At 33.8% G+C, this 12,408-nt stretch carries 10 protein-coding genes; 6 read left to right on the forward strand and 4 right to left on the reverse strand.

Annotation, left to right across the window (positions count from 1 at the left end):
* On the forward strand, positions 1-1,505 hold a 1,505-nt coding region (locus Q8S25_RS09575), incomplete at its 5' end, for a hypothetical protein (RefSeq protein WP_305537148.1).
* Here the strand turns inward: Q8S25_RS09575 and Q8S25_RS09580 are convergent.
* Both Q8S25_RS09580 and Q8S25_RS09585 read right to left on the reverse strand, forming a co-directional pair.
* Positions 1,502-2,179, reverse strand: coding sequence for a DNA alkylation repair protein (locus tag Q8S25_RS09580; protein WP_305537150.1), 678 nt, complete (start codon positions 2,177-2,179; stop codon positions 1,502-1,504). The two genes, Q8S25_RS09575 and Q8S25_RS09580, sit on opposite strands and share 4 nt — an antisense overlap.
* A 16-nt stretch (positions 2,180-2,195) precedes the next feature.
* On the reverse strand, positions 2,196-4,967 hold the full coding sequence (locus tag Q8S25_RS09585; RefSeq protein ID WP_305537152.1) for a S9 family peptidase: 2,772 nt from the start codon (positions 4,965-4,967) through the stop codon (positions 2,196-2,198).
* A gap of 88 nt (positions 4,968-5,055) precedes the next feature.
* Between Q8S25_RS09585 and Q8S25_RS09590 the strand changes: the two genes are divergently transcribed.
* The 3 genes from Q8S25_RS09590 to Q8S25_RS09600 are packed head-to-tail and all read left to right on the forward strand — an operon-like array spanning position 5,056 to position 8,700.
* Positions 5,056-6,219, forward strand: coding sequence for a nitrate/nitrite transporter (locus tag Q8S25_RS09590; protein WP_305537154.1), 1,164 nt, complete (start codon positions 5,056-5,058; stop codon positions 6,217-6,219).
* A 19-nt stretch (positions 6,220-6,238) separates the two neighbouring features.
* Positions 6,239-6,865 (forward strand): NAD(P)H-dependent oxidoreductase, encoded by a 627-nt coding sequence (locus Q8S25_RS09595; protein WP_305537156.1) that lies wholly within the window; start codon positions 6,239-6,241, stop codon positions 6,863-6,865.
* On the forward strand, positions 6,835-8,700 hold the full coding sequence (locus Q8S25_RS09600; protein WP_305537158.1) for a monovalent cation:proton antiporter-2 (CPA2) family protein: 1,866 nt from the start codon (positions 6,835-6,837) through the stop codon (positions 8,698-8,700). The genes Q8S25_RS09595 and Q8S25_RS09600 overlap by 31 nt, the downstream gene beginning before the upstream one ends.
* Here Q8S25_RS09600 and Q8S25_RS09605 read toward each other — a convergent pair.
* Positions 8,697-9,767 (reverse strand): Gfo/Idh/MocA family oxidoreductase, encoded by a 1,071-nt coding sequence (locus tag Q8S25_RS09605; RefSeq protein ID WP_305537160.1) that lies wholly within the window; start codon positions 9,765-9,767, stop codon positions 8,697-8,699. The genes Q8S25_RS09600 and Q8S25_RS09605 overlap by 4 nt on opposite strands.
* Positions 9,754-10,473 (reverse strand): hypothetical protein, encoded by a 720-nt coding sequence (locus Q8S25_RS09610; protein WP_305537162.1) that lies wholly within the window; start codon positions 10,471-10,473, stop codon positions 9,754-9,756. Before Q8S25_RS09610 ends, Q8S25_RS09605 begins: the two co-directional genes overlap by 14 nt.
* A gap of 194 nt (positions 10,474-10,667) precedes the next feature.
* On the opposite strand from Q8S25_RS09610, the gene Q8S25_RS09615 reads away from it, so the two are divergent.
* Both Q8S25_RS09615 and mazG read left to right on the forward strand, forming a co-directional pair.
* Positions 10,668-11,630 (forward strand): DUF3667 domain-containing protein, encoded by a 963-nt coding sequence (locus Q8S25_RS09615; protein WP_305537164.1) that lies wholly within the window; start codon positions 10,668-10,670, stop codon positions 11,628-11,630.
* Between the two features lie 4 nt (positions 11,631-11,634).
* Positions 11,635-12,408, forward strand: a complete 774-nt coding sequence (mazG, locus tag Q8S25_RS09620) for a nucleoside triphosphate pyrophosphohydrolase (RefSeq protein ID WP_305537166.1) — start codon at positions 11,635-11,637, stop codon at positions 12,406-12,408.

The raw sequence follows: 12,408 nt of genomic DNA on the forward strand, positions 1-12,408 counted from the left end.
GTTTAACAGGAACGGGCTTTAATGGTTCAACGGATATAGCAGATTGGAAAGTGGATACTTCAGCTATTAGCACCAAGGCGAATGTTGCTGGATTATTGACAGGATATGCAACTACAGGATCTGCAGCAGGTAAATTAAACATTAGTGACACTGCTAATTTGGTATTGAACTATCGCAGAACGACAACGAAGATTGAGAACAGTGATTTAGCGAAGAGTACGATAAGTGGGGTATTACTGGGCGATAACTTAAAGAGTTTGAGTACTTCATATGGTTTAATAGGAACGGGCTTTAATGGTTCAACGGATATAGCAGATTGGAAAGTGGATACTTCAGCTATTAGCACCAAGGCGAATGTTGCGGGATTATTGGTAGGTTATGCTACAATAGGTTCTGTTGGAAGTTTAGATAAATTAACAGATGTAAAGTCTGGGGGTGAAAATTTTTCTAATAGCATTATTGTTGGCCATAAACAGACAGGTACTCTAAATAATGCTTCACAAAATACTGTACTTGGTTTAGAAGCATTTAAATCGGTAACAAGTGCTAATAATAATACTGTTGTAGGTTTTAATTCTATGAGAAGTAATCTGAGCGGCAATAACAATGTGGCATTGGGTTCCCATGCTTTATTGTCAAATACTACTGGGTCAGATAATATTTCTGTTGGTTATAATGCTATGCTGAGTAATGTTTCTGCTATAGGAAATGTTGCGATTGGAAGTTATTCTTTGAATTCAGGAACTACTGGAAATTATAATGTTGCAATTGGTCATCAATCAATGGTAAGTAATACAACCGGTGATGTGAATACAGCTTTAGGTTATACTTCATTGTACGGTAATACAACTGGAAGATACAATGTTGCGCTAGGTGTACAAGCTTTGGAAAGTAATACAACAGGGAATAATAATACTGCAATAGGAGTGGGAACATTAGATCGTAATACTACAGGGGGTGAAAACACTATTCTGGGGGCTTTCGCTGGCAGGTATATTGCTGATGGAGCAACCTTTAATACTTCAACATCAAATTCAGTACTAATTGGAGCTAATATTCGTGTAAATGGAGTAGAGCAGAATAATCAAATAGTTATTGGACACAATGCAATAGGGAATGGAACTAATACTGTACAATTAGGGAATACTAGTATCACAAATGTTAAAACAAGTGGAACCATTACTGCGGGAGCAGTTACTTATCCCAAAGTTGATGGAAATAATGGTGATTTATTAACAACAAATGGTTCAGGAACTATTTCATTTGTAGCACCTACATTAATTAGAGAAGTTGCTGATGAATTTGCTGCAACTGCAAATCAAACAAGTTTTACTTTAACTCAAACCAAATCTTCTAATAGTAAGGTCAAAATGTTCATTAATGGAATAAGAATTAGTAACACTGCATATAGTGTTGTGGGAACAACACTTACATATATTCCTTCAAATAATGGTAATACCAATTTGGTTTTAAATGATAGAATTCAATTTGATTATTATTATTAATTGTTGAGGTGTTTAATAGCTTCTCTTTTACTAAGAGGAGCTATTTTGTTTTCTGCAATAAAATTTAAGACCCATTCCGGATTTGTTTTTCCATACTCTCTTAATGCCCAACCAATTGCTTTTTGGATAAAAAATTGCTTGGATGATTGGTGTTGCAGAATGTATTCAGCAAGCAATTGGGTATGGGTATTTTTTTTATAAGATCGTTGAAACAATATGCTGCTTCTTTGAAGCCAAATATTATTCGACTGATTCCATCTTTGTGTGATTGGAATTTGTTTATTTGGAAATAACGAAAAGTATTTAGGTAGCCAATCACTCCCAATGCCATCTACCGTATCCCACCAACTTTTATGGGTTAAACAAAATTGAATCAATTGTGATGCACTTGTTTTCCATAAAAGCTGGTGTGAATTAAAAACATCTATAGCGGCATATTGCCATTCTCTTTCTTTTTGCTGCCACATCCATTGCACTACCTTATTTAAAGCTGAATAATCATGAAGCCGATTTGTTTTTAAAAACAATTTGACTATGGCGTCTCGCTCGGGCGTTTTTATTCCATAAAACTCAAATTGGTTCAGCATATAAGCTTTCATGCCAATAGCATTCTGCTTGTTTGCAGCGTTTTTAAAAGCCTTTTTTAAAGGAGTCAAATAAAGTGTAGTTTCCAAAGAATGTATATATCAGTTAATTTTTTGGTGCTTCCTTTTCTTTTTCCTTTTCCTTCATTCGTTCTACATAACTCACCCCATCTGTAATCCACTTTTCTGCAGGCTTGCCCAATAGATAATGATCAAACCACTCTCTCTGTCTTTTTTGATAATCAATTTGATTTTCTTTTTTAGTGAAATTGTGGTTCTCATCGGCGTATACCAACATTACAAATGGTTTCTCCATTCTACGCATTGTGCCATACATCTCTATTCCTTGATGCCAATCAACAGCACCATCTTTATCTCCAAATGTGACCAACAATGGTGCTTTTATTTTACTGGCGTTAAACATTGGAGAGTTGCGAATATGGGCTTCAGTTCTTTCATACCAAGGTCCATCGAATCGGCCTTGACTGGTTTCAAAAATTTTCTGATCTGGTGTGCCACTATTCCAGTATATAGAGAGTGACATACTTATTAAATCGGTTAATGGGGCACCAGCAATGGCTGCTTTAAAAATATCTGTTTGAGTAATTAAGAAAGAAGTTTGGTAAGCTCCCCAGCTATGGCCCATAATCCCTACTTTGCTCGCATCAATCATGCCTGATTTCATGACTTCTTTAACTCCAGGTACAATACAATTTACTGCACTCATTCCAGGGTCATTGGTTTCATAAACGATATCTGGCTGAAAAACAAAATAGCCATTGGTGGTATAGTTGGTTGTGTTATATGCTCTTCTAATACTTGGGGCTACATAATTGTGCACATTATTAGATAGAATTTCATACATGTATACAATCATTGGATATTGCTTGCCAGGTTCGTAGTTTGCAGGATAATACAAAGCCCCTTGCATTTTTTTACCCAATTTATTGGTGAAAGAAACCAATTTACTCTTGCCCCAATAATAGTTTTGTTGTTGTGGATTAGTAGTAGCTGCTTTTTGCTCTTTGGTAAAATTTTCAGAAATGTACAACTCTGGAGAGAGGTCATAATCTTGTTTTATATAACTAAACACATTGGCATCTATTGCTTTTACTAAGCGATTTACTTGTAAGTCTTCAAATATGAGTTTAGTGGTTTTACCGTTTTCATATTGGTAATATCCAAACTTTTTTGTTTTATCACCATAAGCAGAAAAATAAATTGGCTTTGAATCATCCAAATAAGTCTCCTCAAACTCTACTCTTGAAACACGGAATGCAATTTCTTCTTTGTCACCTTCTGCAATTTTACGTGCAGATGATCCTTCAGGACTTACTGCCCAAATATTGTATTCATCATACAAAAGCACTTCTTTATCGCCCTTTATCCAGCCTCCCATACCAAATGGAGGTTTTGTTGCAGGATGATCGTCTCTGGTATTCCAAAAATTACTTTTAATTGTTCCTGTGATATTGATGTTTTGATCAGTAGCAATATTATAGATAAACCAATTTTTATCTTTAAAATACATTAGGTACTTCCCATCTGGAGATGATTGCGGTGCTGAATAATATCCTGCTTGTAATCGAGTATACAATAATTTACTTATCCCTGTTTGGGTATTTACTATACTGTAATCGGCATAGTCTTCTTTAAAAGCTGGTTTATACTTTTTGTCTGTTGAAATTACTGCCATTTTTTGATTGCCATTTAGTGTGGCATTAGGAAAGGCTTCATTTGCTAATTGATAAAAACTACTATTTTCAATGTTCCATACCGACAAATAACTGGCATTTTTATCTTGTATATAAGTTACTTTTTGACGAGGTTGAATTTCTGCATCTTTCCAATGCCATACATCAGCTAATTTATTATCTGATTTTAACGACATTTTGGAAGTAACTAATTTTAAGCTATCAACTTTTGTTTTTGAACTATCTGCTAATTTCTTGACTTCTTTTTTAGGTTTGGCTGTCCATGCTTTAATACCAAAGAATACTGCTGAAAGATCATCACTCATACGGAGCGTTGATCCATTGTGAATGCGCATTCCAGCTGGGAATCCACTCATTGTAGTTGGATTGAATACGATTGTAGTAGGGTTACTCAAATTGGTACAGCTATAAACTTGTGCATTTTCTTCTTCAAAATCTTCTTTTTTAAATGTTTTGAAAAAAGAGAAGCCATCGCCTTCCTTAGACCAACTTAATTTAGAAAATTTTAAAGTGTCACTGGCAATTACTTTTAATGTATAAGTATTTAAATTGAATAGTTCTACTGAGTTGCCTGCAGTATTGGCCGATTCTACTATATAGGTTAAGTAATCACTTTTTTTATTAAATGCGTATTCAGTTACATTCCCAATTGTTCTTGTACTACCATCCGTCAAATTTTTCAATAAAAGAACGCTTCCTTTGTCTTTATTTTCTTTTGGTGGCGTTAAATATGCTGCCAACATTTTTCCGTTTTTAGAAAAGCCGAATCTACTGATATTCGAAATGGTTTCGATTTTGCCTGAGGAAAGGTTTAATAATCCCATTTTATATTCCAAAGGTTTACTCTGGTCTCTTAATTTTTCTGCTTCTTTAAATGGCAATCCAATTCTATATGCTAGCCATTGATTGTCTTTAGAAAATTCAGGGGTACTGGCAAATGCCAATTTGTAAGTTTTATTCGAAGCTCTATTAACCACATATAAACTGTCATTGTCTTCCTGCACAATTATTTGGTATGCTATCCAAGCGCCATTGGGGGATAGTTCAGTTTGTCCAAGGCTTTGCCACTTGCCATAATCTTCTGGGCTAAGCTGTTTTTTTTGTGCTTGAGCAGAAAAGCCTAGAATAAGTAGGCAAAAAAAGACCCTCAATTGTTTGTGCATAGTTGAATATTTGTAACAAGTTATAAAAAAGTTTTGCTCTATACTAGTGTTTTTGCACACCAACTGAATTATTTGAATATTTTGCCTTATGAATCGAATTTTATTCATCATTATACTTGCACAGTTCTTTTGCACTTCGGTTTGGTTTGCAGGCAATGCGGTGATGACTGATATGGCTTTTGCTAAAAACCTTGATGGATTATTTTTGGTTTATTTAACGAGTGCTGTTCAGTTTGGGTTCATCATAGGAACACTCGTTTTTGCGGTACTAGCTTTTGCTGATAGGTTTTCGCCTTCATTGGTATTTCTTTTTTCAGCACTATTATCGGCCTTGTTTAATGGTTGTATTACGTTTAATTGGGTAAATGGTAATAGTATATTGATTTGTAGATTTTTAACTGGATTTTTTTTAGCAGGAATTTATCCAGTTGGAATGAAGATAGCCGCTGATTATTTTGAAGAGGGCTTGGGTAAATCGCTGGGTTTTTTAGTTGGGGCATTGGTATTGGGAACAGCGTTTCCTCACTTAATTAAATTCCTTTCTTTCAGTTATGCTTGGGAATATATTTTTTATGCTACTTCTTTATTAAGTGTATTTGGCGGGTTGTTGATATTTGGTTTTGTAAAAGACGGCCCATATAGAAGGCAATTAGGGAAAATTAATTTGAAAGTATTAAAAGAAGTTGTTCAATTGCCTTTATTACGAAGAGCTGCATTTGGTTACTTTGGTCATATGTGGGAATTGTATGCCTTTTGGACTTTTGTACCATTGATGCTTACCTTAAAATTAAAGGATGATATTTTTAATATTCCCCTTTTATCATTCATAATAATTGGTATTGGTTCATTGGCTTGTGCAATCAGTGGATTGCTCTCTGTTCGTTTTGGAGCAAATAAAATGGCAAAAGTGTCGGTAGCTGTTTCTGCCATTTGCTGTTTAGCTTTTCCACTGTTTTTTTCCTTTGCATCCAATGATGTTTTTATTGTCTATTTAATGAATTGGGGCTTTTTTGTTGTGGCTGATTCTCCTATGTTTTCGAGTATGGTTGCATCAAATGCGCCAGCTCATTTGCGTGGTAGTATTTTAACAATAGTCAATAGTTTTGGTTTCTTTATTACTATTTTAAGTATTCAGTTAATTGGGCAATTAATTCAGTTCATCCATATTGAGTTCGTATGGTTGGTTTTAGCAATAGGACCAATTTTTGCTTTTTTGCAACTCAATAATCCCACAAATAGACCTAAATTGTAGTTATACCTTATTTGTAATTATGTCGAATAAAAAAATATTGATCTTGTTTTTTCATCCTCGTTTTGAAGACAGTAAGGTGAATGTGAAATTAGTGGAGGGGGTGAAGCAGCTTTCAGGGGTCACTTTTAGAGATATGTATGAATTATATCCAGATTTTAATATCAATATTATTGAAGAGCAAGAACTATTACTAGCTCATGATATTATCATTTGGCATCATCCTTTTTATTGGTACAATTGTCCTCCTTTAATGAAACAATGGTTAGATCTGGTGTTAGAATATGGTTGGGCTTATGGATCAAACGGAAAAATGTTAACGGGTAAATGGGCTATGAATGTGATTTCTTCAGGAGGCAATTTTAACGTATACCATAATGAGGGAAGGAACCGATTTACGCATCGGGAGTTTTTAAATTCATTTGATCAAACGGCTCATTTATGTTTAATGGAGTATTTACCTCCTTTTATTGTTCCAGGAGCAAATAAATTGAGTTCTGCTGAAATCGAAAATTATATGATTCGGTATGAGCAAATTGCCCATTTTTTAATGAAGGATAATATTGATGTAAGCAAATTAAGGTTAGTAGAAAATTTTAATCAATTAAACGAAGATCAATGGGAGCATCAGTTTTACAAAATGCAATGATATTTTTAGGTGCTGCTTTGCTTTTTGTACCCATTGCAAAAAAACTGGGTATTGGAAGTGTATTGGGATATATCATTGCTGGGATTGTTATTGGTCCATTTGCATTTGGCTTTATTGGTACAGAAGGTGAGGATATCATGCACGCAGCTGAATTTGGTGTTGTGATGATGCTTTTTTTAATTGGACTTGAATTGAACCCTCAGTCATTTTGGAAGCTGCGAAGAAGAATCATTGGGATGGGTGGATTGCAGATGCTTTTGACAGGTATTTTATTTTTTGGGTTGTTTTATTTTATTCAAGACGTTGAATTAAATACGGCAATTGCATTATCATTAACATTTGCCATGTCTTCTACTGCTATTGTTTTACAAACATTAAAAGAAAAAAATCTAGACAAAACCCATGCAGGAAAATCTTCCTTTGCTGTATTGTTGTTTCAGGATATTGCAGTGATTCCTATTTTAGCGATTATTCCTTTATTAGCTGCCACTTCTAATAAAGAAGTAAAAAATATTCGGGTGGGGTTTTTAGGAGTGATTGATCAGTATCCAACCTTCACCATTATTGCTGCAGTTGCCACTATTATTTTTCTAGGGAAATTTGTTTTTAGTCCTTTATTACATTGGATTGCCAAAGCACATATGCGCGAATTGTTCACAGCATCTGCGCTCTTTTTAGTAATTGCTGTTTCTTGGCTGATGGATTTGGCTGGTATTAGTGCTGCCTTAGGTGCTTTTCTAGCAGGCGTATTAATGGCTAATAGTGCATTCAGGCACGAATTAGAAAGCAATTTAGAGCCCTTTAAAGGGATTTTATTAGGGTTGTTTTTTACCGCCGTTGGATCTACCATTAATTTCGGTTTAATTGTTCAACAACCCATTAAGATATTGCTTGGGGTGTTGCTATTTATGTTGATTAAATCAATTGTATTATATATTGTTGCGGTTATATTCAAATTAGTTTTACAGCAAAAAATTTTATTTACCCTCTTGCTTTCACAAGTGGGAGAGTTTGCGTTTATCCTTTTAGGATCCATTGGCGCATTAGGAATGATTAATGATTCTTTATTTGATTATTACATGGCAGTAATTACAGTGAGTATGATCATGTCGCCTGTATTTCTTTTTTTAGATGAAAAATTTTTATCAGGTAAAATTTTTATTCAAAAGAAATCTGATCATCAATATAAAGTTGATCCTAAAGAGCACAATGAAATTATTATAGCAGGATTTGGACATTTTGGAAGTACGTTGGGTAGATTTTTGAGGGCAAATGGCGTAGAAGCGACCATTTTAGATAACAATAGCGATCAAGTGTTGTTGTTGCGAAAAATGGGGTTTAAAGTGTTTTATGGAGACGTTACCAGAATGGATATTTTAGAGGCTGCGGGTATATCTAAGGCCAAAATTTTAGTTTCTGCGTTAGACATACCTGAGAAAAATATACAGTTGTCTGAACTTATAGCAAAGCATTATCCTCAGCTTAAACTTTTCTTTAGAGCCAAAAATAGGATAGATGCTTATGAACTAATTGATAATGGGGTTGAAAAAATTTATAGAGAATCCATTCATGCTTCTGTTTATATGGGTGTAGACATTCTAAGTGAATTAGGATTTAGAAAATATACCTCCCTTAGAAAAGCGAATGATTTTATCATGTACGATCATGCTGCACTTTATAAATTATCTAAGCATCGTCACGATTCGGATAGTTATGTAAAGAGCGTAAAAGAAGAGATAGAACAACAAGAAAGAATTATTGCAGAAGATCGAAGGTTCATGGAGCACAAACCAGATAATGCCTGGGATAAGTCAAAAATAATAGAGAATGATTAAGGGTTAATTTGGATGATTTTTCCTGTTACATGACTTTCTTTTGCAGCTTCAATCAATTTCATAACATTCAATCCATCTTGACCGCCTACTAAGCAGGGCGCATTATTGATAATCGTGTTATATAATCCATCGTAAAATGCCCCATAGTTACCTTTCAATGTTGGTATATTCTCTTTAATTATTTCTCCATTCAATTGGGTGTGCAAATAACCCATTTCGGAATCTGGTTCTTGCCCCCAATTTTCGGTGTAGGGAATTGCATTACGAATAAGGGCAGCTTCTTGAATATCTGCTCTTGTTTTTATAAATGAGCCTTTGTTTCCATGTATTATGTAAGCAGGCAGCGGTTCTCTTACCAGTAAACTGCTCTTCAGCGTAACACGCAATTGAGTGTAATATAAGATGAGGGTGAAGTCATCGTCTACCAATGAATTGGGCCTAACAGTTCTTATATCGGCCATTACAGCTTGTGGCATTCCAAAAAGATAAACCGCTTGATCAATTAAGTGTGGGCCTAAATCTAGTAATAGGCCAGCTCCTGCATTAGGGCTCTCTTTATGTGTTTTTGGGCTAATGGCCTCTTTAAATCGATCAAAATGAAATTCTGCTGATATAACAGTTCCAATTTGTTGATTGTCTACAATTTGTTTTACAGTACTAAAGTCACTGTCCCATCTTCTGTTTTGATAAACAGAAAGTACCAATTCTTTTTCATTAGCTAAATCAGTCAATATTTTTGCCTCTTCGGCTGTTGTTGTAAACGCTTTTTCTACAATAATATGCTTCCCTTTCTCCAATGCTTTCTTTGCAAACTCAAAATGGGTATATGTAGGAGTATTTACAACTATTAGTTCTATTGACTCATCGGCTAATACAGAATCAATACTCCTATAAATTTTAGTGTTAGGATAAATAACAGTTGCTTCATTTTTACTTCGCTCAACTATTCCTGTTAATTCAAATTTTTCGTTATGATGAATGAAAGGAGCATGAAAAACTTTACCAGACATTCCAAATGAAAGAATGGCTGTTTTTATTGGCGTGGTAGTGTAATTATTGTTTTTCAAAACTATATATGATTTTTGCAATGATATTTTTTTCTTTGTCTCTTGCAGTTTCCGTTTCTCTAAGTCCATTTAAGTTATAGGTATAAGTCCAATGGATTACTGCACTCCCATTAAAACTTACCTGTAACATATTGATTAATTGATTCTGTTGATTATAGTCATATACAAAGTCGGGAATTAAGCGATTGGCTTTAATATTAAACCTTACTACATCTGTTAACTGGTTGTTGGTGTAATAATAATAATAGGTTTCAATTTTCTTACCTTTTTTAAACCAGTACTCTTCAATAATATGTCCTGAGCTATCGGCTACAAATTCTACATTAACTGTATCCATTCCATCTCCTAGTTTAATCATTCGGATGGGGATGCCATTTGGTTGATAGTACCAAAAATGAGTTTCTGAAATAGGTATTTTTTGTACAGAGTCAATTGTTGTTGAAATAATTTTATTTAAAAACCCATTTTCATCGTATCCATAATCTGTTTTTGTTTCTATACTTGATCTGTTTACTATGGTTCTTTTTAGTTTACTCAATTCATAAATATTAATAATTTTTTCAGGTGGGCTTGAAAAATTAGCAATCTCGGTAACCATTTTTTTGCCATCGGTTTGTAATTCTTGGTTTAATATAAACCCTTTTGAACTTGACCCATCGGCTTCTGTGCTATTCGCAGTTATTTTTTTTATCTTGTTCTTCCGCATTAATAGGTACTTTTCTTGCGAAACCTTTAATCCCATAATATCATTTAAATAGAATTGCCCCAAAAGGGAATTTCCCATGATTAGGGTACAAAAAAGTAAGGGCCACTTCATTTATTTTCTTTATTCAAAAATACAATCTAAAATGGGTAATACATACAAGCAGCTAATTGTGTATTTTAGTTAAAAAATAAGCTTTGTCTAACCTTTCGGAACGTAACGAGAATATCTGTTTGAATTGTAATGCGGTGGTGAACGGCAGATTTTGTCATATCTGTGGCCAAGAGAATATTGAGCCTAGAGAACCATTTAGGCATATGCTGGCTCATTTTGTATTCGATTTATTTCATTTTGATGGCAAGTTCTTTAGCACAATGAAGTCGCTGTTGCTTAAGCCAGGATTTTTGTCGCAAGAGCATTTGAAGGGTAGAAGGGCCGATTATCTTCACCCAATCCGGTTATATATTTTTACTTCAGCCTTCTTTTTTCTTTTTTACTTTTCATTCAATAGCAATAAAGTTGCGGTTAAAACTGATTCTTCTAAACAAGATACTACTTATAATGAACTGGTCAATTTTGATAAAAGCTATTCAGGTATTCGTGAATATGATTCTATTCAAACTTTACTTCCAAAAAAAGAGAAAGATGGATTTATTATTGCCAAGTTAACAAGGCAGAATTTGATCTTGAAAGAAAAATACCCAGATGGAAAGGAACTATGGTCAAAGTTAATTGATGTGTTTACGCACCAGTTTCCTAAAATGCTATTTGTATCCTTACCCATCTTTGCTTTCATATTGTTTTTGTTGTATGCTCGAAAGGGCCAGTATTATTATTCTGATCATATTGTTTACACACTCCATTTGTATTCCACATTTTTTATTATTATATTTTTAGTCATGTGTTTGAATATTGCTTTTGCTGCAATTGGTTTATATGACTATGGAAAAGGGAATGGGAATAATTATCTTACAGGATTTATTTCTTCTGGATTTTCTGCTTGTTTACTATTATTTTATTGGTATAAATCTTTGAGGAAATTCTATCATCAATCTAGAGCAAAAACAATCTTGAAGTTTTCTTTGTTGCTTATGATTAATGTAATTATTTTTTCTTTACTCTTTTTGTTCTTTATTCTTTTCTCATTTATGATAATTTAATATGATGAATAATAATGCTACGGCTTTTTTGCGTTTGGTGAAGATTATGGATGAATTAAGGGAACAATGTCCTTGGGATCAAAAGCAAACCATACATACGCTCAGGTCTATGACCATAGAAGAATTGTATGAATTAGTTGATGAAATAGATGCTCAAAATTGGCAAGGTATTAAAGAAGAATTAGGAGATTTAATACTGCATATAATATTTTATTCCAAAATTGGTTCTGAACAAATGCAGTTTTCACTTGAAGATGTACTCAATGGTATTTCAGAAAAATTGATTAGAAGACATCCTCATATTTACGGAGATGTTAAAGTAAAAGATGAAGCTGAAGTAAAACGTAATTGGCAGGCCATAAAGGTTGCTGAAGGTAAAATGAATAAATCAATTTTCGAGGGGGTTCCTAAATCTCTTCCTGCTATTGTAAAAGCTACTAGAATACAAGAAAAAGCAAAACAAGTAGGATTTGAGTGGGAAAATAAAACTGACGTTTGGAAAAAGGTTGATGAAGAAATTGGTGAGCTTAAAGAAGCTGAAAAAAATGAAAATCAAACTGAAATTGAAGCCGAATTTGGAGATATTTTATTTAGTTTGATTAATTACGCACGGTTTTTGCAGATAGATCCTGAAGCAGCCTTAGAAAAGACCAATCAGAAATTTATTAAACGCTTTAAATCAATGGAAGCTATTGCCTTAAGTAAAGGATTAAAATTGACCGATTTAAGTCTTGTACAAATGGATGAAATATGGAATTTGGTAAAAAGAAAAAATTAA

It is taken from the genome of Sediminibacterium sp. (genome assembly GCF_030695065.1).
In the GTDB taxonomy this organism is placed as follows: domain Bacteria; phylum Bacteroidota; class Bacteroidia; order Chitinophagales; family Chitinophagaceae; genus Sediminibacterium.